At 72.3% G+C, this 25,617-nt stretch carries 21 protein-coding genes; 16 read left to right on the plus strand and 5 right to left on the minus strand.

Annotation, left to right across the window (positions count from 1 at the left end; genetic code table 11):
- Positions 1 to 24: 24 nt before the first annotated feature.
- From coaD to mutM, 6 genes are all read left to right on the plus strand, one after another.
- On the plus strand, positions 25 to 504 hold the full coding sequence (coaD, locus tag ACFY1T_RS19315) for a pantetheine-phosphate adenylyltransferase (protein WP_199813636.1): 480 nt from the start codon (positions 25 to 27) through the stop codon (positions 502 to 504).
- A 104-nt stretch (positions 505 to 608) separates the two neighbouring features.
- Positions 609 to 1,679, plus strand: a complete 1,071-nt coding sequence (locus ACFY1T_RS19320; protein ID WP_390789206.1) for a DivIVA domain-containing protein — start codon at positions 609 to 611, stop codon at positions 1,677 to 1,679.
- Positions 1,680 to 1,748: 69 nt separating this feature from the next.
- The gene (locus tag ACFY1T_RS19325; protein WP_051805119.1) at positions 1,749 to 2,459 is read left to right on the plus strand and encodes a DUF177 domain-containing protein; all 711 of its coding nucleotides are present in this window, start codon (positions 1,749 to 1,751) and stop codon (positions 2,457 to 2,459) included.
- A gap of 2 nt (positions 2,460 to 2,461) precedes the next feature.
- On the plus strand, positions 2,462 to 2,635 hold the full coding sequence (gene rpmF, locus ACFY1T_RS19330; protein ID WP_003965982.1) for a 50S ribosomal protein L32: 174 nt from the start codon (positions 2,462 to 2,464) through the stop codon (positions 2,633 to 2,635).
- Positions 2,636 to 2,654: 19 nt separating this feature from the next.
- The gene (rnc, locus tag ACFY1T_RS19335) at positions 2,655 to 3,533 is read left to right on the plus strand and encodes a ribonuclease III (protein ID WP_390789207.1); all 879 of its coding nucleotides are present in this window, start codon (positions 2,655 to 2,657) and stop codon (positions 3,531 to 3,533) included.
- Between the two features lie 153 nt (positions 3,534 to 3,686).
- Entirely contained in the window at positions 3,687 to 4,547 is an 861-nt protein-coding gene (gene mutM, locus ACFY1T_RS19340) for a bifunctional DNA-formamidopyrimidine glycosylase/DNA-(apurinic or apyrimidinic site) lyase (protein WP_390789208.1), read from the plus strand.
- Here the strand turns inward: mutM and ACFY1T_RS19345 are convergent.
- Together ACFY1T_RS19345 and ACFY1T_RS19350 are read right to left on the minus strand one after the other, a co-directional pair.
- On the minus strand, positions 4,520 to 4,897 hold the full coding sequence (locus tag ACFY1T_RS19345; protein WP_390789209.1) for a winged helix-turn-helix transcriptional regulator: 378 nt from the start codon (positions 4,895 to 4,897) through the stop codon (positions 4,520 to 4,522). The two genes, mutM and ACFY1T_RS19345, sit on opposite strands and share 28 nt — an antisense overlap.
- A gap of 69 nt (positions 4,898 to 4,966) precedes the next feature.
- Positions 4,967 to 5,956: a CAP domain-containing protein gene (locus tag ACFY1T_RS19350; RefSeq protein WP_390789210.1), complete on the minus strand. Its 990-nt coding sequence runs from the start codon at positions 5,954 to 5,956 to the stop codon at positions 4,967 to 4,969.
- 135 nt (positions 5,957 to 6,091) lie between these two features.
- On the opposite strand from ACFY1T_RS19350, the gene ACFY1T_RS19355 reads away from it, so the two are divergent.
- From ACFY1T_RS19355 to ACFY1T_RS19370, 4 genes are all read left to right on the plus strand, one after another.
- Positions 6,092 to 6,373 carry an acylphosphatase gene (locus ACFY1T_RS19355; RefSeq protein WP_030859890.1) on the plus strand — a complete coding sequence of 94 codons (282 nt, stop codon included), beginning with the start codon at positions 6,092 to 6,094 and terminating at the stop codon, positions 6,371 to 6,373.
- Between the two features lie 350 nt (positions 6,374 to 6,723).
- On the plus strand, positions 6,724 to 6,939 hold the full coding sequence (locus tag ACFY1T_RS19360; protein WP_030859887.1) for a hypothetical protein: 216 nt from the start codon (positions 6,724 to 6,726) through the stop codon (positions 6,937 to 6,939).
- Between the two features lie 166 nt (positions 6,940 to 7,105).
- Positions 7,106 to 11,092, plus strand: a complete 3,987-nt coding sequence (locus ACFY1T_RS19365) for an AAA family ATPase (protein ID WP_390789211.1) — start codon at positions 7,106 to 7,108, stop codon at positions 11,090 to 11,092.
- A gap of 232 nt (positions 11,093 to 11,324) precedes the next feature.
- Positions 11,325 to 12,755, plus strand: a complete 1,431-nt coding sequence (locus ACFY1T_RS19370; RefSeq protein WP_390789212.1) for a sugar porter family MFS transporter — start codon at positions 11,325 to 11,327, stop codon at positions 12,753 to 12,755.
- Positions 12,756 to 12,796: 41 nt separating this feature from the next.
- Here the strand turns inward: ACFY1T_RS19370 and ACFY1T_RS19375 are convergent, their stop codons facing one another.
- Entirely contained in the window at positions 12,797 to 13,783 is a 987-nt protein-coding gene (locus ACFY1T_RS19375; protein ID WP_390789213.1) for an LLM class flavin-dependent oxidoreductase, read from the minus strand.
- Between the two features lie 76 nt (positions 13,784 to 13,859).
- The gene (locus tag ACFY1T_RS19380; protein WP_390789214.1) at positions 13,860 to 15,377 is read right to left on the minus strand and encodes a cytosine permease; all 1,518 of its coding nucleotides are present in this window, start codon (positions 15,375 to 15,377) and stop codon (positions 13,860 to 13,862) included.
- Between the two features lie 143 nt (positions 15,378 to 15,520).
- On the opposite strand from ACFY1T_RS19380, the gene ftsY reads away from it, so the two are divergent.
- Complete coding sequence (gene ftsY, locus ACFY1T_RS19385; RefSeq protein WP_390789215.1) at positions 15,521 to 16,741, plus strand: signal recognition particle-docking protein FtsY; 1,221 nt, start codon at positions 15,521 to 15,523, stop codon at positions 16,739 to 16,741.
- 78 nt (positions 16,742 to 16,819) lie between these two features.
- On the opposite strand, the gene ACFY1T_RS19390 is transcribed toward ftsY, so the two are convergent.
- A complete protein-coding gene (locus ACFY1T_RS19390) occupies positions 16,820 to 17,488 on the minus strand; it encodes a bifunctional DNA primase/polymerase (protein WP_390789216.1) in 669 nt (222 codons plus the stop codon).
- A 408-nt stretch (positions 17,489 to 17,896) separates the two neighbouring features.
- Here ACFY1T_RS19390 and ACFY1T_RS19395 point away from each other — a divergent pair, with 408 nt between their 5' ends.
- From ACFY1T_RS19395 to ffh, 5 genes are all read left to right on the plus strand, one after another.
- A complete protein-coding gene (locus tag ACFY1T_RS19395) occupies positions 17,897 to 19,402 on the plus strand; it encodes a hypothetical protein (protein ID WP_390789217.1) in 1,506 nt (501 codons plus the stop codon).
- A 317-nt stretch (positions 19,403 to 19,719) separates the two neighbouring features.
- The gene (locus ACFY1T_RS19400; RefSeq protein WP_030859871.1) at positions 19,720 to 21,066 is read left to right on the plus strand and encodes an ammonium transporter; all 1,347 of its coding nucleotides are present in this window, start codon (positions 19,720 to 19,722) and stop codon (positions 21,064 to 21,066) included.
- Positions 21,063 to 21,401, plus strand: coding sequence for a P-II family nitrogen regulator (locus tag ACFY1T_RS19405; protein ID WP_099889273.1), 339 nt, complete (start codon positions 21,063 to 21,065; stop codon positions 21,399 to 21,401). The genes ACFY1T_RS19400 and ACFY1T_RS19405 overlap by 4 nt, the downstream gene beginning before the upstream one ends.
- Before the next feature lie 38 nt (positions 21,402 to 21,439).
- Positions 21,440 to 23,860 carry a [protein-PII] uridylyltransferase gene (locus ACFY1T_RS19410; protein WP_390789279.1) on the plus strand — a complete coding sequence of 807 codons (2,421 nt, stop codon included), beginning with the start codon at positions 21,440 to 21,442 and terminating at the stop codon, positions 23,858 to 23,860.
- A gap of 121 nt (positions 23,861 to 23,981) precedes the next feature.
- The gene (ffh, locus tag ACFY1T_RS19415) at positions 23,982 to 25,550 is read left to right on the plus strand and encodes a signal recognition particle protein (RefSeq protein ID WP_030859867.1); all 1,569 of its coding nucleotides are present in this window, start codon (positions 23,982 to 23,984) and stop codon (positions 25,548 to 25,550) included.
- Positions 25,551 to 25,617: the final 67 nt, after the last annotated feature.

The raw sequence follows: 25,617 nt of genomic DNA on the forward strand, positions 1-25,617 counted from the left end.
GCATCGGAGAGCGAGGGACCCAAGTTGCGCCGAGCCGTCTGTCCCGGGTCATTCGACCCCATCACCAACGGACACCTCGACATCATCGGCCGGGCTTCCCGGCTCTACGACGTCGTGCACGTCGCCGTGATGATCAACCAGTCCAAGCAGGGGCTGTTCACCGTCGAGGAGCGGATCGAGCTGATCCGCGAGGCGACCGCCGACTACGGCAACGTCGAGGTGGAGTCCTTCCACGGACTGCTCGTCGACTTCTGCAAGCAGCGCGACATCCCGGCCATCGTCAAGGGCCTGCGCGCGGTCAGCGACTTCGACTACGAGCTTCAGATGGCCCAGATGAACATGGGCCTCTCGGGCGTCGAGACGCTGTTCGTGCCGACCAACCCCACCTACAGCTTCCTGTCGTCCTCCCTGGTCAAGGAGGTCGCGACCTGGGGCGGCGACGTCGCCCACCTGCTGCCGCCGCACGTGCACGCGGCGCTGACGGAGCGGCTCGCGAACCGCTGACTCGCTGACGGGCCGTCAGTCGGGTGCCGGGCGTTCACCCGGTGGCCTTACAGTCGTCCCGTCCGTCTCAGGAACCGCCCGAGGCCGAGAGAGTGCGAGCCCCCATGGACGTGCAGAAGAAGCTCGACGAGATCGTCGCGGCCGTCGGCGGCGCCCGGTCCATGCCCATGTCGGCCTCCTGCGTGATCAACCGCGCCGAGCTGCTCGCGCAGCTCGAAGAGGTGCGCCAGGCGCTGCCCGGCTCGCTCGCGCAGGCGCAGGAGCTCATCGGGGGCCGGGAGCAGATGGTCGAGGACGCCCGCCGCGAGGCGGAGCGGATCATCGAGTCGGCGCACGCCCAGCGCGGTTCGCTGATCTCCGACACCGAGGTCGCGCGCCGCTCGCAGGCCGAGGCGGACCGGATCCTGGCGGACGCCCGCAGGGAGGCCGAGGAGATCCGCGCCGAGGCCGACGACTACGTCGACAGCAAGCTCGCGAACTTCGAGGTCGTGCTCAGCAAGACCATCGGCTCCGTCGACCGCGGCCGCGAGAAGCTCCTGGGCCGCGGGCCCGGGCTCGACGAGGACGGCTTCCCGGACGCCGAGGCGCCCGAGCGCAGCGACGATCCGCAGACGCAGCGCCGGCAGGCCGACGCGTACGTGGACACGAAGCTGGCGACCTTCGAGGCGGTCCTCTCCAAGACCCTGGAGGCGGTCGGCCGGGGCCGGCAGAAGCTGCTGGGCCGGGTCCCCACCGACGACCTCGGCGCGCACATGGCCGCCCAGGACGCCGCGGGCGCGCAGCAGTCCCGCTCGGCGAGCGACGCGGACTTCCTGGCGGGCCTGGCGGAGCCCGCGGCCCCGGTGATCCCGGCGCAGACCCAGCAGGAGCCCGCGTACGACGCCTACGGCTACCAGCAGCAGCCCCAGCCGCAGGACGCTTACGCCTACCAGGACCCCTACGGCTACCAGCAGCAGGTCCAGCAGCCGGACCCGTACGCGGCGATGGGCTACGAGCAGCAGCCCGACCCGTACGCGGCCTACCAGCAGCAGGCGGCACAGCAGCAGCCGCAGGCCGCGCAGCACCAGCAGCAGGCCCAGCAGCACCCCCAGCAGCCCGCGCTCGACGAGACCAGCTTCTTCGACACGAGCATGATCAACCTGGACCAGCTGCGCCAGTACGAGCAGGGGCGCTGAGGCCGGATTGGGCTCAGAGCGAAGCGCCGGGTATCCTGGCCCTTCGGTCGCGCGTATGCACCGCGATCCATGCTGCCCTTATGTGGCGGAATCTTTGATCTTCAGCGATCTGTGAAAGCAGGAACGGCCCTGAACACCCGCCTCGACCACCGCAACCCCCTCGTGTTCGACACGCACGAGCTGGGTCGGCGTCCTGGTGCCATGCAGCGGCTGTCCCGTGAGATCGCGACACCGGCGGACTTCGGTCTCGTCGGCGTCATCGGGGTACCGGAAGGCGCCCCGATGAAGCTCAGCCTCCGCCTGGAGTCGGTCATGGAAGGGGTGCTTGTCACAGGCACCGCCCGTGCATCGGCCGTAGGGGAGTGCGTAAGGTGTCTGGAGTCCGTCGAGCGCGAACTCAAGGCGGACTTCCAGGAGATGTTCTCGTACCCTGACGCCGACGACCGGAGCCGCACCAAAGCGGAGCCGGCCGACGACGCCGAGGACGACGAGGACACGCTCTTCCTCGAGGACGGCTTGTTCGACCTCGAACCCGTGCTGCGCGATGTGGTGGTGCTCGCACTGCCCATGCAGCCGGTGTGCCGGGAGGACTGTCTCGGACTGTGCCCCGATTGCGGGCTCAGCCTGAACGACGACCCGGACCACCACCATGACGCCGTCGACATCCGTTGGGCGGCATTGCAGGGACTCGTCGTGACCGATCAGGACGACGAGAAGGACAACATGAGCGGCACTGCCTCTGACGGAGTTCAGGGCGCCGCCGAGAAGCAGGAGAAGTAGCCGTGGCTGTTCCGAAGCGGAAGATGTCGCGCAGCAACACGCGCCACCGCCGGTCGCAGTGGAAGGCTGCGGTCCCCACCCTGGTTTCGTGTGAGCGTTGCCAGGAGCCGAAGCTCCAGCACATCGCGTGCCCGAGCTGCGGCACCTACAACAAGCGCCAGGTCCTCGAGGTCTGAGCGGCTGGTGAGAGGCGCAATGTCTGAGCTGTCCAACGCTGAGAAGCAGGCAGACAGTAACAACGCGGCCTCGTCCCACACGCTTCTGGAAGGGCGGCTCGGGTATCGACTCGAGTCCGCCCTTCTGGTGCGTGCACTGACCCACCGCTCGTACGCGTACGAGAACGGCGGTCTGCCCACCAACGAGCGCCTGGAGTTCCTCGGGGACTCCGTGCTCGGCCTGGTGGTCACGGACACGCTGTACACGACCCACCCCGACCTGCCCGAAGGCCAGCTGGCCAAGCTTCGGGCCGCGGTGGTCAACTCGCGCGCACTGGCGGAGGTCGGGCGCGGCCTCGACCTCGGCTCCTTCATCCGGCTCGGCCGGGGTGAAGAGGGCACGGGTGGCCGGGACAAGGCCTCCATCCTCGCCGACACCCTTGAAGCGGTGATCGGCGCGGTCTACCTCGACCAGGGCCTCGACGCGGCCTCGGAGCTGGTTCACCGGCTCTTCGACCCGCTCATCGAGAAGTCCTCGAACCTCGGGGCCGGCCTGGACTGGAAGACCAGTCTCCAGGAGCTCACGGCGGCCGAAGGCCTCGGCGTACCGGAATACCTGGTGACCGAGACCGGTCCGGACCACGAGAAGACCTTCACCGCTGCCGCCCGCGTCGGTGGTGTCTCGTACGGCACCGGCACCGGCCGCAGCAAGAAGGAAGCGGAACAGCAGGCCGCGGAGTCCGCATGGCGCGGAATCCGGGCCAAGGCGGACGAGCGGATCGCGGCGGAAGCCGCGGCATCCGCCGCCGCCCAGGTCGTGGTGACGGCTCCGGCCGGCACCGAGGCCGATGCCGCGGTCTCGGCATCGGCCGAGGACGGCGGGGCGCCGACGCCCGCCGACCCGACGCCGAACGGCTGAGCCCTTCCTTCGGGAAATCCCGCCCGCCCCTGCCACCGCGCAGGGGCGGGCGGCCCCGTTTCCGGGCCGGGCGGGGCGGGCCGGCCCGGGGCCGGTACGCTCGCGGGGAGCCGCCAGAACGCATCACGACCGCATCGCCCCCGGAGGACCGCCGTGCCCGAGCTGCCCGAAGTCGAAGTCGTACGGCGGGGCTTGGAACGCTGGGTGGCAGGCCGGACGGTCGCGGCCGTCGAGGTGCTCCACCCGCGCGCGGTACGCCGTCACCCGGCGGGCGGGGCCGATTTCGCCGCCCGGCTCACGGGCGGGACGATCGGCGTCCCGCAGCGGCGCGGCAAGTACCTGTGGCTGCCCCTGGAGGGGCGGGACCTCTCGGTCCTCGGGCACCTCGGCATGAGCGGACAGCTCCTGGTGCAGCCGGAAGGGGCCGCCGACGAGAAGCACCTGCGCATCCGCGTGCGCTTCGCGGACGATGCCGGGACCGAGCTCCGCTTCGTCGACCAGCGGACCTTCGGCGGGCTCTCGCTCCACGAGAACACGCCCGACGGGCTGCCCGACGTCATCGCCCACATCGCCCGGGACCCCCTGGACCCCCTCTTCGACGAGGCCGCCTACCACGCGGCGCTGCGCGCCAAGCGGACCACCGTCAAGCGGGCCCTGCTGGACCAGTCCCTGATCAGCGGCGTCGGCAACATCTACGCCGACGAGGCACTGTGGCGGGCGCGGCTGCACTACGAGCGCGCCACCGCCACGCTGACGCGCCCCCGGAGCACGGAACTGCTCGGCCACGTGCGGGACGTGATGACCGCGGCCCTCGACGTCGGCGGCACCAGCTTCGACAGCCTGTACGTCAATGTGAACGGCGAATCCGGTTACTTCGACCGGTCGCTCGACGCCTACGGGCGCGAGGACGAGCCCTGCCGGCGCTGCGGCACCCCGATGCGCCGCCGCCCGTGGATGAACCGGTCCAGCTACTTCTGCCCGCGCTGTCAGCGGCCGCCGCGCGTGGCGTCGTAGGACTCCCGCGCGTCGATGACCCGGGGCATGCTGCCTTCGAGGAAGTGGATGAGCGCGAGCAGCCGGTCGGCGATCTCGACGCCGAGCGGGGTCAGCTCGTAGTCGACGCGCGGCGGGTTCGTCGGCTGCGCCTCGCGGTTGACGATGCCGTCGCGCTCCAGCGCCTGCAGGGTCTGGGAGAGCATCTTCTCGCTCACGCCGTCGACCTTGCGGCGCAGCTCGTTGAACCGGCACGAGCCGTCGCGCAGGGCGCCCACCGTGAGGCTGCCCCAGCGGCCCGTGACGTGCTCCAGGGTCTCCCGGGAGGGGCACGCGCGCGCGAAGGCGTCGAACGGCGGTTCAGTCTCCATGCCGACCAGCTTAACTCCGGACAGCGCTGTCCAGAAGGGTGCGCTTTCGATCGGTAAGCGCACTGCCTGTCAGAAGCCGAAGTCCTGAGTCCACCAGGGGCCGCCGGCGGCGACGTACACGCCGACGCCGAGGGTGCGGAACTCGCAGTTCAGGATGTTCGCCTTGTGGTCGGGGCTGTTCATCCACGCGTTCATGACCGCCTGGGCGTCGCCCTGGCCGCGGGCGATGTTCTCGCCGCCGAGCCCGGAGAGGCCCGCCTTGGTGGCGCGGTCCCACGGGGTGTTCCCGTCGGGGTCGGTGTGGTCGAAGAAGCCGCGGGCGGCCATGTCCTTGCTGAAGGCGCCGGCCAGCGCCGCGAGCGGCGGATTCGCCCGGACCGGACCGCAGCCGGCCTGCGCGCGCTCCTGGTTGACCAGGGTGACCACGGCGGTCTCCTCCGCGGAGTGGCCGTCGTCGGGCGTCGGGACCGGCGTTGCCGACGGGGCGTGCGGGGTCGGTGTTGCCGACGGCGCGGGCGGAGCCGGCGGCTTGGGTGCGGCCGGCGGGGCGGGCGGCTTGGGCGCGGCGCTCTTCGGCGGCACGGGCACCGGGACCGGCGGCGGGCTCTGCTGCGGCTTCGCCTGCACCTTGGCGGGGGCCGATGCGGAGGCCGGCGGGGTGGGTGAGGCGGAGGGGCTCGGCGTTGCCGACGGGGCGGACGGGGCCGAGGGCGAGGGGGAGGCCGAGGGGGACGCCGAGCGGGAGGCCGAGGGCGACGGGGCGTCCGAGTCGGGGTCGGAGGAAGCGCGGCCGGAGAGGTTGGCGAGGCCGCCCTGCCGCTCGGGCACGGGGGCCGGGCTCGGCGAGGCCTCCGTGGCGGCCCCGGCCTGCGTCTTCGTGGTCGAGCCGTCGGCGCTGACGCCGACATAGGGGAAGGAGCCGCCGACCGGCACCATGCCCGTGGTCACCGCCGCGGTGCCGAGGACCACGGCCACGGCGCCTCCGAGCAGGGCGGTGCGCACGAGGGTGCGGCGGTTGCCGTCGCGGACCGGCGCGGCGTGAAGTCGGTGGCGTCCCATCGGCGACGTGCCTTCCTTGCGGCTCAAGATCATCCCTTACGCACCCAAATGGGTGAGTTCACTGCTGCGCGACTGTACGCGAAGGGGAGCCGGGGCGATGTGGGGCGAATCTCCCCGCCCCGTTAGCGTTCACGCATGAACGAAGATGTCCGCATGACCGCGTGGGTGCGCGGCCGTGTACAGGGAGTGGGCTTCCGCTGGTTCACCAGGGCCAATGCGCTGGAGATCGGCGGAGTCCTCGGGTTCGCGCTCAACCTCGACGACGGGCGAGTGCAGGTGGTGGCCGAAGGTCAACGTGAGAATTGCCACCGGCTGCTCGACTGGCTGCGCTCCGCCGACACGCCCGGGAGGGTGGACGGAGTGACAGAGATCTGGGGCACACCGCGTGGTGGCTACGACGGGTTCGCGATCCGTTGACCGATCGGCTGATCATGTACTGATCACATCTCCAGGCGGCCCGCACCCGGCCGGATCTGCACGTTCCGCCGTCGAGGCGTTGCCGGAGGAGGTGTTCCGTGGAAGGCTCGAAGCAGCGGACGATCTCCACGTCCCTTGGGAGAACCGGGCTGCCCGCCGATACGGGGCGTGATCGTGTTGACCGTCAAACTTTTTGGTGAGACGCTGGAAGCCCCGCGCACCTGAGCTGTTTGGCAGTGCTGGCAGTACGAAGCGCAGTGACTGACAGTCGCTGTCGGACATCCGCGGGTGCGATTCCCTCACGACCCACACCGCTTCGGTCGGTCACTCAGTGTGGAGGACCATCCATCATGGCAAAGGCGCTTCTCGGTTACGTCGGCGGTTCCGATCCGCGACTCCTCGCCGAGATGCGACGGCTTCAGCAGCGCGTCCAGGACCTCGAGTCCGAGCTCACACGGATTCAGTCCGAAAACGACGCGCTGAACGCGGCCGCCGCTCAGCACGGAGACTCGCTGCTGGACCGCATCGACATCGACGTACCCCAGGCGGAGCCTGCGCTCACCTGATCCGCGCTCTACCCGTCGCTCGAATCCAGCCCCGCATGATCTGCAAGGGACGCTTCGGCGTCCCTTCTTTCTTGCTTGGGCCAGGTGGGGGGACGAATCCTTTGACGTCGGTTGTGCCCTGCACCTTCATGGGTGAAACCGCACGCGAAAGGTAGAGTCCGGCGGCGTGCACCTCAAGTCCCTGACCCTGCGTGGCTTCAAGTCATTCGCCTCCGCAACCACCCTGCGCTTCGAGCCCGGCATCACGTGCGTCGTGGGCCCCAACGGCTCGGGCAAGTCCAACGTGGTGGACGCGCTGTCCTGGGTCATGGGGGAGCAGGGGGCCAAGTCCCTGCGCGGCGGCAAGATGGAGGACGTCATCTTCGCCGGCACCACCGGGCGTCCGCCGCTCGGGCGGGCCGAGGTGTCCCTGACCATCGACAACTCCGACGGCGCCCTGCCGATCGAGTACGCCGAGGTCACGATCACGCGCATCATGTTCCGCGGCGGCAGCAGCGAGTACCAGATCAACGGTGACACCTGCCGGCTGCTCGACATCCAGGAGCTGCTCTCCGACTCCGGCATCGGCCGTGAGATGCACGTCATCGTCGGACAGGGCCAGCTCGACTCCGTCCTGCACGCCGATCCGATGGGCCGGCGCGCCTTCATCGAGGAGGCGGCCGGCGTTCTCAAGCACCGCAAGCGCAAAGAGAAGGCGCTGCGGAAGCTCGACGCGATGCAGGCGAACCTGGCGCGCGTGCAGGACCTCAACGAGGAACTGCGGCGCCAGCTGAAGCCCCTGGGGCGCCAGGCCGCGGTGGCCCGGCGGGCGGCCGTCATCCAGGCCGACCTGCGCGACGCGCGGCTGCGGCTGCTCGCCGACGACCTGGTGACGCTGCGGGGCGCGCTCGACGCGGAGATCGCGGACGAGGCGGCGCTGAAGGAGCGCAAGGAGGCGGCCGAGGCCCAGCTGGCGCAGGCGCTGCGGCGCGAGGCGGAGCTGGAGGAAACGGTGCGGCAGTTGACGCCGCGGCTCCAGCGGGCTCAGCAGACCTGGTACGAGCTGTCGCAGCTGGCCGAGCGGGTACGGGGGACCGTGTCCCTGGCCGACGCGCGGGTCAAGTCCGCTTCGGCCGCGGCCCCGGAGGAGGAGCGCCGCGGCCGCGACCCGCAGGACATGGAGCGGGAGGCCGCGCGGATCCGCGAGCAGGAGGCGGAGCTGACGGCCGCTCTGGAGGCGGCGTCGCGGGCGCTGGAGGACACCGTCGAGCACCGGGCGGAGCTGGAGCGGTCGCTGGCCGCGGAGGAGCGGCGGCTGCGGGACGCGGCGCGGGCCATCGCGGACCGGCGCGAGGGGCTGGCGCGGCTGACGGGCCGGCTGGGCGCCGCCCGGTCCCGGGCAGGGGCCGCGCAGGCGGAGATCGACCGGCTGGTGGCCGCGCGGGACGGGGCCGAGCTCCGCGCCGGGGCCGCGCAGGCGGAGTACGAGGCGCTGGCCGAGGAGGTCGGCGGACTCGAAGACCCGGCGGTGGACGAGGAGTACGCGGCGGCGCGGTCGGAGCTGGCCGCGGCGGAGGCCGCGCTGGCGCAGGCGCGGGACGCGGTGGCGGCCGCGGAGAAGTCGCGGGCGGCGGTGTCGGCGCGGCGCGACGCCCTGGCGCTCGGGCTGCGCAGGAAGGACGGCACGGGAGCGCTGCTCGCCGCGCGCGAGCGGCTGGCCGGGCTGCTGGGGCCGGCGGCACAGCGGCTGTCGGTGGCTCCCGGGTACGAGGTGGCGGTGGCGGCGGCGCTCGGCGTGGCCGCGGACGCGCTGGCGGTGTCCTCGCCGGCGGCGGCGGCCGACGCCATCCGGCACCTGCGCGCCACGGACGCGGGCCGGGCCACGCTCCTGATCGCACCTCCGCCGGCCGGGGTCCCGATCCCGGACCAGGGCGAGGCCCGGCCCCAGGCGGGTTCGCCGTCCGCGATCGCCTTCCCCGGCCAGGCGGTCGCCGCGGGCGGCGGCGCGGACGACGCGGATCCGGCGTCCCGTTCGGCCGCGGACCCCCTCCCGGGCCGGGCCGCAGCGCCGGGCGGCGCCCCGGAGGCCGGGCCCCGCGCGGGTGCGGCGCCCGGGACGCCCTTCCCGGGGCAGGCCGCCACCGGCGCGGACGCCCTGTCCCCGGCCGGCCGTCCCACCGCGGCCCCGTACCCGGCGGGCCGTTCCGTCGAATCCCCGACTCCGGGGGGTCGTGAGGCCCCGGCCCCGGGGGGCCGTGCGGCCGAATCGCCGACTCCGGCGGGGCGTTCCGCCGAATCCCCGGACCCGGGGGAGTTCGAGGCCGACGGTGCCGGGCCGCGGGGCGCGTCCCCCGCCCCCTCCACCGCGTGGCGGGGCTGTGCCCCGGGCCCCGTGCCCGCCGGGGAACTCGTGCAGGGGGATGCCGGGGTCGTGCGGGCCGTGGGGTGGGTGCTGCGGGAGTACGTCGTCGTCGAGGGGCTCGACGAGGCCGAGCGGGTCGTCGGGGCGCGGCCCGGTCTCGTTGCCGTGACCCGGGACGGGGACGTGCTCGGCGCGCACCTCGCGCACGGGGGCTCCGCCGGAGCGCCCAGCCTGATCGAGGTACAGGCCGCCGTGGACGAAGCCGACGCGGAACTGGTGCGGCTGGACGGCGAGTGCGCGGACGGCGCCTGCGCGCGGGACCGGGCCCAGGAGCTGCGGCGCGAGCTCGTCGCGCGGGTCGACGAGATCGGCGAGCGGCGCCGGGCCGGGGAACAGGCCCGGGCCGGGGTGGCGCAGCAGCTGGGGCGCCTCGCCGGGCAGGCGAAGGGCGCCGCCGGCGAGGCCGAGCGCAGCGCCGCCGCAGCGGCCAAGGCGCAGGAGGCGCTGGAGCAGGCGCTGGCCGAGGTCGAGGAGTGCGCCGAACGGCTCGCCGTCGCCGAGGAGATGCCGGTGGAGGAGGAGCCGGACACCGCCGTACGGGACCGGCTCGCCGCCGACGGCGCCAACGCCCGCCAGACCGAGATGGAAGCCCGGCTGCAGCTCAGGACGCACGAGGAGCGGGTCAAGGGGCTGGCCGGCCGGGCCGATTCCCTGGACCGCGGCGCCCGCGCCGAACGCGAGGCCCGCGCCCGCGCCGAGCGCCGCCGGGTCCGGCTGCGGCACGAGGCCGAGGTCGCCCGCGCCGTCGCCGACGGGGCCCGGCAGCTCCTCGCCCACCTGGAGGTCTCGCTCCGCCGCGCCGAAGGGGAGCGCGCCGCCGCCGAGCACGCCAAGGGCCTGCGCGAACGGGAACTCGCCGAGGCCCGGAACCGGGGCCGCGACCTCAAGGGCGAGCTCGACAAGCTCACCGACTCCGTACACCGGGGCGAGGTGCTCGGCGCCGAGAAGCGGCTGCGCATCGAGCAGGTGGAGTCGCGCGCCCTCGAGGAGTTCGGGATGGAGGCGGCGGGGCTCGTCGCCGAGTACGGGCCGGACCAGCCCGTACCGCCGAGCCCGCCCGCCGAAGGCGAGGACCCGGACGCCGAAGCCGAGCCGGGTCCCTTCGTACGCGCCCAGCAGGAGAAGCGGCTGCGGGCGGCCGAGCGCGCGTACCAGCAGCTCGGCAAGGTCAACCCGCTCGCCCTGGAGGAGTTCGCGGCGCTGGAGGAGCGCCACCGCTTCCTCAGCGAGCAGTTGGAGGACCTCCGCAAGACCCGGGCCGACCTCCTTCAGGTCGTGAAGGAGGTCGACGAGCGCGTCGAGCAGGTGTTCACCGAGGCCTACCGGGACACGGCCCTGCAATTCGAGGGCGTGTTCTCGCGGCTGTTCCCCGGCGGCGAGGGCCGGCTGATCCTCACCGACCCCGACAACATGCTGACCACCGGCGTGGACGTGGAGGCCCGCCCGCCCGGCAAGAAGGTCAAGCGGCTCTCGCTGCTCTCCGGCGGCGAGCGCTCGCTGACGGCCGTCGCCCTGCTCGTTTCCATCTTCAAGGCCCGGCCCAGCCCGTTCTACGTGATGGACGAGGTCGAGGCCGCGCTCGACGACACCAACCTGCAGCGGCTGATCCGGATCATGGAGGAGCTCCAGGAGAGCTCGCAGCTGATCGTGATCACCCACCAGAAGCGGACGATGGAGGTCGCCGACGCGCTGTACGGCGTCTCCATGCAGGGCGACGGCGTCTCCAAGGTGATCAGCCAGCGTCTTCGTTGACCCTTTCACTTCATTTAATGAACACAACCCGGGATCGCCTCGGGGTCAGCTCTGTGAAGAATCGGGTTCATCTCCCCTATTGACTTCGGAAAGTGAAGCCATAGGCTCTGCTGTGCCGTGTTGACGTTCAGGTGGTGGCAAGCAGTTTGCTGTGCGCCACTAGAGGAACACGAGCAAGCAACAACGGAACCCCCACACAGCCCGCCGTCGCCGCCGGGCCCAGGAGCGCACCTTGACCAGCACAGCGAACGCACCCGCGTCGGGCGGTGGAAACGCGTCCCAGCCCGACCACCTCGGCCACGTCATCTTCATCACCGCGGCCGCTGCCATGGGCGGCTTCCTCTTCGGCTACGACAGCTCCGTCATCAACGGCGCCGTGGAAGCCATCCGCGAACGCTTCGACGTCGGATCGGCCGCACTCGCCCAGGTGATCGCCGCCGCCCTGATCGGCTGCGCCATCGGCGCCGCCACCGCGGGCCGCCTCGCCGACCGGATCGGCCGAATCCGCTGCATGCAGATCGCCTCCGTCCTGTTCACGGCGAGCGCCATCGGTTCGGCCCTCCCGTTCGCCCTCTGGGACCTCGCCATGTGGCGCGTCATCGGCGGCTTCGGCATCGGCATGGCCTCGGTCATCGGCCCCGCCTACATCGCCGAGGTCTCCCCGCCCGCCTACCGCGGCCGCCTCGCCTCCTTCCAGCAGGCGGCCATCGTCATCGGCATCGCCGTCTCGCAGCTGGTCAACTGGGGCATCCTCAACCTCGCCGACGGTGAGCAGCGCGGTGAGATCGGCGGTCTGGAAGCCTGGCAGTGGATGCTCGGCGTGATGGTCGTCCCGTCCGTGCTCTACGGCCTGCTGTCCTTCGTCATCCCGGAGTCCCCGCGCTTCCTCGTCTCGGTCGGCCGCACGGAGAAGGCCAAGGAGGTGCTGCGCGAGGTAGAGGGCTCGGGCATCGACGCCGACGCCCGCGTCCGCGAGATCGACCACTCCATGCGCTCCGAGGTGAAGTCCACCTTCAAGGACCTGCTCGGCGGCCGCTTCGGCTTCCTGCCCATCGTCTGGATCGGCATCGGCCTCTCGGTCTTCCAGCAGCTGGTCGGCATCAACGTGATCTTCTACTACAGCTCCTCGCTGTGGCAGTCGGTCGGCATCGACGCGAGCTCCTCGTTCCTGTACTCCTTCGAGACCTCGGTCGTGAACATCATCGGCACGGTGATCGCGATGATCTTCGTGGACCGGCTCGGCCGCAAGCCGCTCGCCCTCATCGGCTCCATCGGCATGGCGCTGTCGCTCGGCACGGCGGCCTGGGCCTTCTCGTTCAAGACCGGAACCGGTGACGACATCTCGCTGCCGCACGCGCAGGGCATCACCGCCCTGGTCGCGGCCAACCTCTTCGTCCTGTTCTTCGCCCTCTCCTGGGGCGTGGTGGTCTGGGTGCTGCTGGGCGAGATGTTCCCCGGCCGCATCCGCGCCGCCGCCCTGGGCGTGGCCGCCGCGGCCCAGTGGATCGCCAACTGGGTCATCACCGTCACGTTCCCGTCGCTGTCCGACTGGAACCTCTCGGGCGCCTACATGATCTACACGTTCTTCGCGCTGCTCTCGATCCCCTTCATCCTCAAATGGGTGCCGGAGACCAAGGGCAGGGCGCTGGAGGAGATGGGGTAACCACCCCCGCCAACACCCCTTCTCCTCGATACTGCCCCGGCTCAGTCCTTGAGCCGGGGCAGTACCTGTTCGCAGAGCAGGTGCAGGCTGCGCCAGCCCTCGTCCAGCGGCATCCCGCCGCACAGCGGGTGCAGCACCAGGTTCCCCGCCTCGCCCGCCCCCCGGGCGTACGCGACCGCCTGGTCCGGGGTCAGCACCCGGTACACCCCCTCCGCGCGCAGCTCCGCGACCGAGCGCGCGGACGACCGCACGGCGCTGCGGATGTCCTTCGACTGCCAGGACGCGTACATGCCCGCCTCGTGCAGGAAGCGGTCCCCGTACTCGGCCCAGACCCGGTCCGGGTCCTCCGCGATGTGCAGCAGCGGCGTCTCGGCGGCGGGCATCATGCAGAAGCCCTCCGTCCCGTGCTCCGCGAGCTGGGCCTGGTAGTACGCCTCCAGCTCCGGCAGGTGCGCGCTGGGGAAGAACGGCAGCCCGAGCCGGGCCGCGCGCCGGGCCGCCGCCTTGGAGCTGCCGCCGACCAGGAGCAGCGGATGCGGCTGGGTGAAGGGCCGCGGGGTGACCCGTACGGTACGGCCCCGGTACGCGAACGGTTCGCCCGTCCACGCCTGGAGCAGGGTCTCCAGCAGCTCGTCCTGGAGCCGGCCGCGCCGGCCCCACTCGACGCCGTGCTGCTCGTACTCCTCGGGCCGGTAGCCGATGCCCGCGACCGTGACCAGGCGGCCGCCGCTCAGCAGGTCCAGGACCGCGATGTCCTCCGCCACCTTCAGCGGGTCGTACAGCGGGCCGATGATCGCCGAGACGGTGACCGCGATCCGGCGGGTGGCGCCGAAGACGGCGCCCGCGAAGGCGAACGGCGAGGGCAGCCAGTTGTCGGCGGCGCCGTGGTGCTCCTCGGTCTGGACGGTGTCGATGCCGCGGTCGTCCGCGTACCGCGCCATCTCCAGCGCGGCCTTGTAGCGGGCGGAGAGGGTCTCGGGGGTGCCGTTCGGGTCGACGAGATTGAACCGGGCCACGGTGATGGGCATGGAGAAGTCCCCCTTCGCCGGATGTGGGTGCGCGGGCCTGCGGGTGGCCCGCCGGGGGACGGTAGCTGACGTGGCGTCAGTTGGACAGGGATCCGGCGGCCGCGGGCTCGGGTTCCTCGGCCCCGGCGGCGGCGGAGCCCGCGGCGGCCGCCGTGCGCGGCAGCACGGCGTACAGCACGCCCGAGGTGACGATGCCGGCCGCCCAGCCCAGGCCGTTGCGGCCGACCCAGGTGCCGGCGAGCGGCCCGCCGAACCAGTCGACCTTGGTGAAGAGCAGTCCCACCACCAGGGCCGCGCCCCACGCGGTCATGGCCTGCCAGGCGTACCCGCCCCGGTACCAGTAGGCGCTGGTGCGGGTGGTGTCCAGCAGCGCGGCGCCGTCGTACGAGGTCCGGCGCAGCATGTCCACGCCGAAGACGCCGATCCACGCGGAGAACGCCACCGCCAGCAGGGTCAGGAAGGAGATGAACGAGCCGAAGAAGCTGGTCGCGACCACCATCAGCAGGAAGCCGAAGACCAGGCTGATGACGGCGTTGACGCTGACGGCCGCCGCGCGCGGGACCTTGATGCCGAGGGTCTGCGCCGTGAAGCCGGCCGAGTACATGGACATCGAGTTGATCAGCAGCATGCCGACGAGCGCGATCAGCAGGTACGGCACCGCGATCCAGGCGGGCAGCAGATTGCCGATGAAGGAGACCGGGTCCTGCGCCGTGGCCAGGTCCGGGGTGCCCACCGCCATGACCGCGCCCATCAGCACCATCGGGATCACGACGACGGCCGCGCCGCCGATCGTCGCACCGACCATGCCCTTGGCCGAGGCCGTACGCGGCAGGTAGCGGGTGAAGTCCGGGCCGGACGGGACCCAGCTGATGCCGCCCGCGGCGATGGTGCCGATACCGGCGATCATCATCGCGGTCGAGCCGGCCGGCTTGTCGAAGACGGCGGACCAGTCGCTCTCCACGACCAGATAGCCGAGCACGAGCACGCTGAAGCCGCCGAAGAGGTACGTCGACCAGGTCGAGCACACGCGCAGCGCGCTGATGCCGAGGCCGGACACCAGGAAGGTGCAGCCGACGAAGAGCACCAGGGTGACCACGATCAGGGTGGTGTTCTTGCGCACACCGAACAGCAGGTCCAGCACGGTGAGCATGGCGAAGGCCCCGCTGACCGCGTTGATGGTCTCCCAGCCCCAGCGGGCGACCCAGATCAGGGCGCCGGGGAACAGGTTGCCGCGCTGGCCGAACACGGCCCGCGAGAGCGCCATGCCGGGGGCGCCGCCGCGCTTCCCGGCGATCGAGATCAGCCCGACGAGCCCGTACGAGACGACGGGCGCGGCGATCGCGACGACCAGCACCTGCCAGATGTTGAGCTCGTTGAAGATCACCAGGCCGGCGCCCATGGTCAGCAGCAGCACGCTGATGTTGGCGGCGACCCAGGTGGGCACGAGCTCGCGGACGCGGCCGCCGCGCTCGCCGTCCGGGACGGGCTCCAGGCCCCGGGTCTCGACCGACCGTTCGGCCGAGGTCTCGACGGGCGCCCCGGCGGACGTCTCGGTCGGCGTCGCTATCGCGCCGTCGGCGGGCTCGGCAGGCATGCGGTACTCCGGTGGGCAGGGCGTACGGGTAAGTCGCCCATCATCGTAGATGTGCCTCGAAGTCCACAAATGGAGGGTTACGGCCCTGCCGGAACCGCAGGAGTCGGGGGTCCGGGGCCGCCGTGGCCGATACTGGACGGGTTATGGACATCCTCATCCTTGCCGTAGTCATCGCCCTGGTCGCGGTCGGCGCGATCAGCGGGCTCGTGGTCAGCAGCCGCAAGAAGAAGCAGCTGCCGCCCTCGCCGCCGCCGAGCACGCCGACCATCACTGCCCCGCCCGCCGAGCCGCAGGTGGGGGAGGACGCCGTAGAGACGGCGGAAGAGCCCCGCCGCACCATCGAGGAGGTCGTCCTCCCCGAAGCGGAGGCTGCGGCTCCCGAGGCTCCCGCCACCGCCGCCGAGCCCGAGGCGCCGGCCGCACCCGAGATCGAGGTGCCCGAGCCCACCGCCGGCCGCCTGGTCCGGCTGCGCGCCCGCCTCGCCCGGTCGCAGAACTCGCTCGGCAAGGGGCTGCTCACGCTGCTCTCGCGCGAGCACCTCGACGAGGACACCTGGGAGGAGATCGAGGAGACCCTCCTGATCGCCGACGTCGGTGTCGTGCCGACGCAGGAGCTCGTGGACCGGCTCCGCGAGAGGGTCAAGGTGCTCGGCACCCGCACCCCCGCGGACCTGCGCGCCCTGCTCAAGGAGGAGCTGCTGACCCTGGTCGGCACCGACTTCGACCGCGCCGTGAAGACCGAGAGCGGCATGGACACCCCGGGTGTCGTGATGGTCGTCGGCGTCAACGGCACCGGCAAGACCACCACCACGGGCAAGCTGGCCCGCGTGCTCGTCGCCGACGGCCGCTCCGTGGTGCTGGGCGCGGCCGACACCTTCCGCGCCGCCGCCGCCGACCAGCTCCAGACCTGGGGCGACCGCGTGGGCGCCCGTACGGTACGCGGCCCCGAGGGCGGCGACCCGGCCTCGATCGCCTACGACGCGGTCAAGGAGGGCATCGCCGAGGGCGCCGACGTGGTGCTCATCGACACCGCCGGCCGCCTCCACACCAAGACAGGGCTCATGGACGAGCTCGGCAAGGTCAAGCGCGTCGTGGAGAAGCACGGCCCGCTGGACGAGGTCCTGCTGGTCCTGGACGCCACCACCGGGCAGAACGGCCTGACCCAGGCCCGCGTCTTCGCCGAGGTCGTGGACATCACCGGCATCGTGCTGACCAAGCTCGACGGCACCGCCAAGGGCGGCATCGTCGTCGCCGTCCAGCGCGAGCTCGGCGTCCCGGTCAAGCTCGTCGGCCTCGGCGAGGGCCCCGACGACCTCGCGCCCTTCGAGCCGGAGGCGTTCGTGGACGCCCTGATCGGCGACTGAGCGCAGACCGTACGCACGACGGCGCCCCCGCGTTCCGCCCGGAACCCGGGGGCGCCGCCGTAGGCCCTCCGGGGCCCCCTAGCGCCGCAGCCGGTGGCAGATGTACGCGAGGGTGCCCAGCAGCAGCCGGGCCTGCGGCGGGCCGCCCGCGGAGTCCAGCGCGGGCGGGCGCAGCCAGCCGACCGGGCCCAGGCCCGCGAAGTCGGACGGCGGGGCGGTGAGGAAGGCTCCGGTCCCCAGCGCCCGCAGATCGAGGTCGGCGTCGTCCCAGCCCATCCGGTACAGCAGCTGCGGCAGCTCGGCGGCCGCGCCCGGGGCCACGAAGAACTGGGCCCGGCCGTCCGGGGTCGCCGTGACCGGCCCGAGCGGCAGGCCCATCCGCTCCAGGCGGACCAGCGCCCGGCGCCCCGCCTCCTCGGAGACCTCGATGACGTCGAAGGTGCGGCCGACGGGGAGCAGGACCGCCGCGCCCGGGTATCCGCTCCAGGCCTCGGTGACCTCGTCGAGGGTGGCGCCGGCCCGGACGGTCGGAGCGAGGGGCAGCGGATGCGCCCCCGGCGCGCTGCAATTCGTATGACCGCAGGAGCAGCCGCGGGCGGGGGCCGCGGCGCGGGCGCCGGGGACCACGTCCCAGCCCCACAGTCCGGTGTACTCCGCGACCGCCGTGCACTCCGAGGTCCGGCCGCGGCGCCGCGAGCCGGAACGGAACTCCTTGGTGCTGCGGCTGCCGCCGATCGTGAAGCCCATGCCCATGCCCCCTCCAACGGGTCGGACGCGCAGGTGGTTACGACGTCGACGGGACGGGATGCGGGGCCGGGTGCGAGCCCGGTGCCCGGAGGGGCTGCCCGGCGCACTCCTCGCCGCGCGCGCCCCCACCGCACTCCCGTCCATCCGATCGTTTTCGCCTCGGTGTCAAGTGAATCGCGCCTGGCGGGTGGCTAGTTCATTCAAAGGGGTGGCGAATGGTGGCGTTTCTGGAATCGACCTCGCGGAGGGGGTGATCGTAGGATTACTTTCAGTGCACCAAACCCCGAAGGCGGGCCGTCCGTGGTTATGCCGGAGGCAACGTGTGGAGGACCTGTGAAGGTCCGTGGCGGCGCTCGCCGCCCCAGCCAGGGTTTCGTGTGAAGAGGCTGAGTGGATGGGGGCGTTCCAGTGAGCGGCAACGGCGCAAGCGGAACGAGCGTGGAGCCGGAGGTCCCGGGCTCCGCGGCCCGCAATGAGCAACTGACCTCCTGGTTCGTCCGCAGCGGCTGGTCGAAGGGCGAGCTCGCCCGCCAGGTGAACCGGCGAGCCCGGCAGATGGGCGCCCACCACATCAGCACGGACACCTCCCGCGTCCGCCGCTGGCTCGACGGCGAGCAGCCCCGCGAGCCCGTCCCGCGGATCCTGTCCGAGCTGTTCTCCGAGCGCTTCGGCTCCGTCGTCGCCATCGAGCAGCTCGGCCTGCGCACCGCCCACCAGACGCCCTCCGTCTCCGGCGTCGACCTGCCCTGGGCCGGCCCGCAGACCGTCGAGCTGCTGGGGGAGTTCTCCCGCAGCGACCTGATGCTGGCCCGCCGCGGCTTCCTGGGGACCTCCCTCGCGCTCTCCGCCGGCCCCGCCCTCATCGAGCCCATGCAGCGCTGGCTCGTCCCGGTCGCCGCCGTCGACCCGGGCCCCCGCGAGGCGGGGGCGCCCGGCGCCCTCAGCGGCCACCGCCCGCCCCGTCTCTCCGAACCGGAACTCGGCCTCCTCGAAGCCACCACCGTCATGTTCCGCCAGTGGGACGCCCAGTGCGGCGGGGGACTGCGCCGCAAGGCCGTCGTGGGCCAGCTGCACGAGGTCACCGACCTGCTCCAGGAGAACCACCCGGCCCCCGTCATGCGCCGGCTCTTCAAGGTCGCCGCGGAACTCGCCGAACTGGCCGGCTGGATGAGCTACGACATCGGCCTGCACCCGACCGCGCAGAAGTACTTCGTCCTCGCGCTGCACGCCGCCAAGGAGGGCGGGGACAAGCCGCTCGGCTCGTACATCCTCTCCAGCATGAGCCGCCAGATGATCCACCTCGGCCGCCCCGAGGACGCCCTGGAACTCATCCACCTCGCGCAGTACGGCAGCCGCGACTGCGCCGGCCCGCGCACCCAGGCCATGCTGTATGCGATGGAGGCCCGCGCCTACGCCAACATGGGCCAGCCCAGCCGCTGCAAACGAGCCGTCCGGATGGCCGAGGACACCTTCTCCGACGTCGACTTCGGAGGCGAGCCCGAACCCGACTGGATCCGCTTCTTCTCCGAGGCCGAGCTCAACGGCGAGAACTCCCACTCGTACCGCGACCTGGCCTACGTGGCCGGGCGCAGCCCCATGTACGCCTCCCTCGCCGAACCCGTGATGCAGCGGGCCGTGGACCTCTTCGAGAAGGACGAGGAGCACCAGCGCTCGTACAGCCTCAACCTGATCGGCATGGCCACCGTGCACCTGCTCCGGCGCGAGCCCGAGCAGGCCGTCGTCCTCGTCGACCACGCCCTGAAGGTGGCGGAAAAGGTGCGGTCCGAACGGGTCAACACACGGATCCGCAAGACCGTCGACAGCGCCGCCCGCGAGTACGGCGACGTCGCCGACGTGGTCCGGCTGACCGACCAGCTCGCCTCCCGGCTCCCCGAGGCCGCCGAGGCCGTCTGACGGCCCCGCGCGGCCGCCCCCGAAGGCCCCGGCCGCGGCAGTCACCCCGTGAAGCCCGATCAGGCTCCCCCAGCCAGGTCCCCCGGGTACTGCCGCGGCCGGCTGACGTCCCGGTCCCGTTCATGGACGCGTAACACAGCAGACCTCTTCGTCACGGCTGCGAAACACCCAGCGGCGCCGCCGGAAACCGGCCTGCGCGAATCTCAGGGCCAATAACCGGCCAGCCCCCAGGCCCCCACCCCCCGGCCTTACGCCTTGCGCCGCTCAGGTTTTCACGATCGCCCGCACGCGAACGTACCGACGACGAGGAGACGCCGATGGCATCAGCCATCACGACCCTCGCGGCAGACGCCCCGACGCTCTCTGCCGCGAACACCGGGTTCATGCTCATCTGCTCCGCCCTGGTCATGCTGATGACCCCCGGGCTCGCCTTCTTCTACGGAGGCATGGTCCGCGTCAAGAGCAGCCTCAACATGCTCATGATGAGCTTCATCAGCCTCGGGATCGTCACGATCCTCTGGGTCCTCTACGGCTTCAGCCTCGCCTTCGGCACCGACTCCGGCAGCCTCATCGGCTGGTCCTCCGACTACGTCGGCCTCAGCGGCATCGGCATCACCGAGCTGTGGGACGGGTACACCATCCCGGTCTACGTCTTCGCCGTCTTCCAGCTGATGTTCGCCGTCATCACCCCCGCCCTGATCAGCGGCGCCCTGGCCGACCGCGTGAAGTTCAGCGCCTGGGCCCTCTTCAGCGCCCTGTGGGTCACCGTCGTCTACTTCCCCGTCGCCCACTGGGTGTGGGGCGCCGGCGGCTGGCTCTTCGAGCTCGGCGTCATCGACTTCGCGGGCGGCACCGCCGTCCACATCAACGCCGGCGCCGCGGCCCTCGGCGTCATCCTGGTCATCGGCAAGCGCGTCGGCTTCAAGCGCGACCCGATGCGCCCGCACAGCCTCCCGCTCGTGATGCTCGGCGCCGGTCTGCTCTGGTTCGGCTGGTTCGGCTTCAACGCCGGCTCCTGGCTCGGCAACGACGACGGCGTGGGCGCGGTCATGTTCGTCAACACCCAGGTCGCCACCGCCGCCGCCATGCTCGCCTGGCTCGCCTACGAGAAGCTGCGCCACGGCTCCTTCACCACCCTCGGCGCCGCCTCCGGCGCGGTCGCGGGCCTCGTCGCCATCACCCCCTCCGGCGGCTCCTGCTCCCCGCTCGGCGCGATCGCCATCGGCGCCATCGCCGGCCTCGTCTGCGCCATGGCGGTCGGCCTCAAGTACAAGTTCGGCTACGACGACTCCCTCGACGTCGTCGGCGTCCACCTCGTCGGCGGGGTCATCGGCTCGCTCCTCGTGGGCTTCTTCGCCACCGGCGGGGTCCAGTCGGACGCGGCCGGCCTCTTCTACGGCGGCGGCCTGGAACAGCTGGGCAAGCAGGCCATCGGAGTCTTCTCGGTCCTCGCCTACTCTCTCGTCGTGTCCGCGGTCCTCGCCTTCCTGCTGGACAAGACGATCGGAATGCGGGTCACCGAGGACGACGAGGTCTCCGGCATCGACCAGGTCGAGCACGCCGAGACCGCCTACGACTTCAGCGGAGCCGGTGGCGGCGCCTCCTCCCGGAGCACCGCCGCACACGCCCCCGCTGCCGCCGCGAGCAAGAAGGTTGACGCATGAAGCTGATCACCGCGATCGTCAAGCCGCACCGGCTCGACGAGATCAAGGACGCCCTCCAGCGGTTCGGAGTCCAGGGGCTCACCGTCTCCGAGGCCAGCGGGTACGGCCGCCAGCGCGGTCACACCGAGGTCTACCGCGGCGCCGAGTACACCGTGGACCTCGTACCGAAGATCCGTATCGAGGTGGTCGTCGAGGACGACGACGCCGAATCGGTGATGGACGTCCTGGTGCAGGGCGCCCGCACCGGAAAGATCGGTGACGGCAAGGTGTGGAGCGTCCCCGTGGACGCGATCATCCGCGTCCGCACCGGCGAGCGCGGCGCAGAAGCGCTCTAGGCGACGGGAGCTCCTGGGTGACGAGCGTCGAAGAGACCATGACGGGCGATTCCGACGAACCGTCCGGCTCGGGACCCAGCGGGTACGCCGCGGCCCGGCTGCGACTCCTCCAGGAGGAGTCGCGGTCCGGGCCTTCGCGGCGTTCCGCGCTGGCCGGGCTGACCGACGACTGGCTGAACGCCCTGTTCACCACGGCCCTGCGGGAGACCGGGGTGCGGGGCGCCACCCTCGTGGCCGTCGGCGGCTACGGGCGCGCCGAACTCTCCCCGCGCAGCGACCTCGACCTGCTGCTGCTCCACGACGGCAAGGCGGAGCCGCGGGCACTGAGCGCACTGGCCGACCGGATCTGGTACCCCGTGTGGGACCTGGGCGTCGCCCTCGACCACTCGGTGCGGACCCCCGGCGAGGCCCGCAAGACCGCCGCCGAGGACCTCAAGGTGCACCTGGGGCTGCTGGACGCCCGGCCGGTCGCGGGCGACGCGGGGCTGCTCGCGGGCCTGCGCACCTCGGTACTGGCCGACTGGCGCAACCAGGCCGCCAAGAGGCTCCCGCAGCTGCACGCGCTGTGCCGGGAGCGGGCCGAGCAGGCCGGGGAGCTGCGCTTCCTGCTGGAGCCCGACCTCAAGGAGGCCCGCGGCGGGCTCCGCGACGCCACCGCGCTGCGGGCGGTCGCCGCGTCCTGGCTGGCCGACGCCCCGCGCGAGGGGCTGGCCGAGGCCCGGCGGCGGCTGCTGGACGCGCGGGACGCGCTGCACCTGGTGACCGGCCGGGCCACCGACCGGCTCGCGCTCCAGGAACAGGACCAGGTGGCCGCCCAGCTGGGGCTGCTCGACGCGGACGCGCTGCTGCGCGAGGTGTACGAGGCCGCGCGGGTCGTCGCGTACGCCGGGGACGTGACCTGGCGGGAGGTCGGGCGCGTCCTGCGGGCCCGCGCGGCCCGGCCGAGGCTGCGCGGGCTGCTGGGCACCCGGGGGGCAGCGGCGGCCGAGCGGGCCCCGCTGGCGGAGGGGGTCGTGGAGTCCGACGGCGAGGCGGTCCTGGCCCTGGCCGCCCGGCCCGACCGCGATCCCGTACTGGCGCTGCGCTTCGGGGCCGCGGCCGCGCAGGCCGGGCTGCCGGTGTCGCTGCACGCCGTACGACGGCTCGCGGCGCAGGCCAAGCCGCTGCCGGTGCCGTGGCCCGCCGAGGCGCGGGAGGAGCTGCTGACCCTGCTGGGGGCGGGGGAGCCGACGGTGGCGGTCTGGGAGGCGCTGGAGGCCGAAGGCCTGATCACGCGGCTGCTGCCCGACTGGGAGCGGGTGCGGTGCCGGCCGCAGCGCAATCCCGTGCACACCTGGACGGTCGACCGCCACCTCGTGGAGACGGCGGTACGGGCCTCCGCCCTGACCCGCCGGGTCGGCCGGCCCGACCTGCTGCTGATGGCCGCCCTGCTGCACGACATCGGCAAGGGCTGGCCGGGGGACCACTCGGTGGCGGGCGAGACGATCGCCCACGACGTGGCCGTACGCGTGGGCTTCGACGAGCGGGACGCCGCCGTCCTCGGGGTCCTCGTACGGCACCACCTGCTGCTGATCGACACCGCGACGCGGCGCGACCTCGACGACCCGGCCACGGTCCGCTCGGTCGCGCAGGCCGTGGGATCGCTCGGCACGCTGGAGATCCTGCACGCGCTGACCGAGGCCGACGCGCTGGCCACCGGCCCGGCGGCCTGGAGCACGTGGCGCGGCTCACTGGTGGCGGACCTGGTGGGACGGGTGGCCTCCGTGCTGCGGGGGGCGCCGCAGCCGGCGGCGGAACCGGCCATCGCGACGACCGAGCAGGAACGCCTCGCGGTGGAGGCGCTGCGCACCGGGGAGCCGGTCCTGGCGCTGCACGCGCGCCAGGAGGAGGACGACGCGGTCGGCGTCGAACTCGTGGTGGCGGTCCCGGACCAGCCGGGGGTCCTGCCGGCGGTGGCCGGCGTACTGGCCCTGCACCGGCTCACGGTCCGGGCCGCGGACCTGCGCTCCCTGGAACTGTCCGATCTGGCGGGCGAGGTGCTCGTCCTGCACTGGCGGGTGGCGGCGCAGTACGGGGCGCTGCCCGAGGCGGCGCGGCTGCGGACGGACCTGATCCGGGCGCTCGACGGCTCGCTGGACGTCCCGGCGAAGCTCGCGGACCGCGAGGCGGCGTACCCGCGCCGGCGCGGCGTGGTCCCGCCGCCGCCCCGCGTCACGGCGGTCCCGGAGGTGTCCTCGCTGGCCACGGTCCTGGAGGTGCGGGCCCCCGACGCGGTGGGTCTGCTGCACCGGATCGGGCGCGCACTCGAGTCCTCCGGGGTGCGGGTGCGCAGCGCGCACGTGTCGACGCTGGGCGCGAACGCCGTGGACTCCCTGTACGTGGTCGACCCCGACGGCAAACCGCTCCCGCTCCCCGCCGCGGCCGCCCTGGCCGCCGCCCTGGAGGCCGCCCTCCACTGACCGCGGCACCCCCCGGGGGTCCCGCCCCCCCGTCCGGAAACGGGCGGGTCCCCGGACGGGGGGAGGGCCCGATACCCTGGGGGGCGACCACACGCCCCCGACCCGAGGAATCGCGACCACCGTGTTCGATACGCTTTCCGACCGCCTCAGCGCGACCTTCAAGTCCCTCCGGGGCAAGGGCCGCCTCTCCGAGCAGGACATCGACGCTGCGGCGCGGGAAATCCGTATCGCCCTCCTCGAGGCCGACGTCGCCCTCCCCGTCGTCCGCTCCTTCATCGCGAACGTCAAGGAGCGCGCCCGCGGCGAAGAGGTCTCCAAGGCCCTCAACCCGGGCCAGCAGGTCCTCAAGATCGTCAACGACGAGCTCGTCTCGATCCTCGGCGGCGAGACCCGGCGGCTGCGCTTCGCCAAGACCGCGCCCACCGTGATCATGCTCGCCGGTCTCCAGGGTGCCGGTAAGACCACCCTCGCCGGAAAGCTCGGCCTCTGGCTCAAGGGCCAGGGCCACTCCCCGCTGCTCGTCGCCTGCGACCTCCAGCGTCCCAACGCCGTCAACCAGCTCAGCGTCGTCGCCGAGCGCGCCGGCGTCGCGGTCTACGCGCCCGCTCCCGGCAACGGCGTAGGCGACCCGGTGCAGGTGGCGAAGGACTCCATCGAGTACGCCCGCACCAAGCAGTACGACATCGTCATCGTCGACACCGCCGGCCGCCTCGGCATCGACTCCGAGCTGATGCAGCAGGCCGCGGACATCCGCGACGCCGTCAGCCCCGACGAGATCCTCTTCGTCGTCGACGCCATGATCGGCCAGGACGCGGTCAACACCGCCGAGGCCTTCCGCGACGGCGTCGGCTTCGACGGCGTCGTGCTGTCCAAGCTCGACGGCGACGCCCGGGGTGGTGCGGCGCTCTCCATCGCGCACGTCACCGGCAAGCAGATCATGTTCGCCTCGAACGGCGAGAAGCTCGACGAGTTCGACGCCTTCCACCCCGACCGCATGGCGGGCCGGATCCTCGACATGGGTGACATGCTCACCCTCATCGAGCAGGCCGAGAAGACCTTCAGCCAGGCCGAAGCCGAGAAGATGGCGGCCAAGCTGGCGAAGGGCCCGAAGGAGTTCACGCTCGACGACTTCCTGGCCCAGATGGAGCAGGTCCGGAAGATGGGCTCCATCTCCAAGCTGCTCGGCATGCTCCCGGGCATGGGCCAGATCAAGGACCAGATCAACAACATCGACGAGCGCGACGTCGACCGCATGGCCGCGATCATCAAGTCGATGACCCCGGCCGAGCGCCAGGACCCGCACCTCATCAACGGCTCGCGCCGCGCCCGTATCGCCAAGGGCTCCGGTGCCGAGGTCAGCGCGGTCAAGAACCTCGTCGAGCGGTTCTTCGAGGCCCGCAAGATGATGTCCCGCATGGCCCAGGGCGGCGGCATGCCCGGGATGCCGGGCATCCCCGGGATGGGCGGCGGACCCGGCCGGCAGAAGAAGCAGATCAAGCAGGCCAAGGGCAAGCGCAAGAGCGGCAACCCGATGAAGCGCAAGGAAGAGGAGGCGGCGGCAGCCGCCCGCCGCGAGCAGGGCCCGCAGAGCGCCCCGCCCGCGACCGGCAGCCCCTTCGGCCTTCCCGCCGGCGGTCAGTCCGGCCAGGACTTCGACCTTCCGGACGAGTTCAAGAAGTTCATGAAGTAAGCGCGGGCGTACGGGGAGGGCCCCGGCCGGATCATCCGGCCGGGGCCCTTTCCCGTACGTCCCGCAG

Origin of the sequence: Streptomyces sp. NPDC001194 (genome assembly GCF_042896985.1) — a bacterium.
GTDB lineage: Bacteria > Actinomycetota > Actinomycetes > Streptomycetales > Streptomycetaceae > Streptomyces.

What these genes read in the sequence shown, in the direction of transcription:
- ACFY1T_RS19320 (WP_390789206.1), top strand. Translation starts at nt 609, where the DNA reads ATGGACGTGCAGAAGAAGCTCGACGAGATCGTCGCGGCCGTCGGCGGC.
- ACFY1T_RS19325 (WP_051805119.1), top strand. Translation starts at nt 1,749, where the DNA reads ATGCTGCCCTTATGTGGCGGAATCTTTGATCTTCAGCGATCTGTGAAA.
- rnc (WP_390789207.1), top strand. Translation starts at nt 2,655, where the DNA reads ATGTCTGAGCTGTCCAACGCTGAGAAGCAGGCAGACAGTAACAACGCG.
- ACFY1T_RS19345 (WP_390789209.1), bottom strand. Translation starts at nt 4,897, where the DNA reads ATGGAGACTGAACCGCCGTTCGACGCCTTCGCGCGCGCGTGCCCCTCC.
- ACFY1T_RS19350 (WP_390789210.1), bottom strand. Translation starts at nt 5,956, where the DNA reads ATGGGACGCCACCGACTTCACGCCGCGCCGGTCCGCGACGGCAACCGC.
- ACFY1T_RS19355 (WP_030859890.1), top strand. Translation starts at nt 6,092, where the DNA reads ATGAACGAAGATGTCCGCATGACCGCGTGGGTGCGCGGCCGTGTACAG.
- ACFY1T_RS19360 (WP_030859887.1), top strand. Translation starts at nt 6,724, where the DNA reads ATGGCAAAGGCGCTTCTCGGTTACGTCGGCGGTTCCGATCCGCGACTC.
- ACFY1T_RS19375 (WP_390789213.1), bottom strand. Translation starts at nt 13,783, where the DNA reads ATGCCCATCACCGTGGCCCGGTTCAATCTCGTCGACCCGAACGGCACC.
- ACFY1T_RS19380 (WP_390789214.1), bottom strand. Translation starts at nt 15,377, where the DNA reads ATGCCTGCCGAGCCCGCCGACGGCGCGATAGCGACGCCGACCGAGACG.
- ftsY (WP_390789215.1), top strand. Translation starts at nt 15,521, where the DNA reads ATGGACATCCTCATCCTTGCCGTAGTCATCGCCCTGGTCGCGGTCGGC.
- ACFY1T_RS19390 (WP_390789216.1), bottom strand. Translation starts at nt 17,488, where the DNA reads ATGGGCTTCACGATCGGCGGCAGCCGCAGCACCAAGGAGTTCCGTTCC.
- ACFY1T_RS19400 (WP_030859871.1), top strand. Translation starts at nt 19,720, where the DNA reads ATGGCATCAGCCATCACGACCCTCGCGGCAGACGCCCCGACGCTCTCT.
- ACFY1T_RS19405 (WP_099889273.1), top strand. Translation starts at nt 21,063, where the DNA reads ATGAAGCTGATCACCGCGATCGTCAAGCCGCACCGGCTCGACGAGATC.
- ACFY1T_RS19410 (WP_390789279.1), top strand. Translation starts at nt 21,440, where the DNA reads ATGACGGGCGATTCCGACGAACCGTCCGGCTCGGGACCCAGCGGGTAC.